At 55.5% G+C, this 256-nt stretch carries 1 tRNA gene; it reads right to left on the bottom strand.

Going from position 1 to position 256, the window contains the following annotated elements:
• Positions 1-165 precede the first annotated feature (165 nt).
• Positions 166-242 (bottom strand) — tRNA-Met (locus BV911_RS19010).
• Positions 243-256 lie beyond the last annotated feature (14 nt).

The raw sequence follows: 256 nt of genomic DNA, 5'->3' as shown, positions 1-256 counted from the left end.
CTGACCAAACCCGCTTCTTCTGCCCCTTCTTGCCCGCCATCGCTTACCTCAAGATGTCCACTATCCATGGTGGACATCTAGCAGGCACTCCATCACGCCGTCAGAGCGGGGACACCGGACGGATACATACGGATCAAGTGTCTGATATTGTTGGTGAGTTAGTATTGGTTGCGGGGACAGGATTTGAACCTGTGACCTTCAGGTTATGAGCCTGACGAGCTACCGGGCTGCTCCACCCCGCGACAGGGTGATTGGA

Source organism: Pseudoruegeria sp. SK021, from assembly GCF_002119405.1.
GTDB lineage: Bacteria > Pseudomonadota > Alphaproteobacteria > Rhodobacterales > Rhodobacteraceae > Meridianimarinicoccus.
Note: the sequence above shows the minus strand (reverse complement) of the source record. Positions and strands in the feature narration are given on the sequence as shown.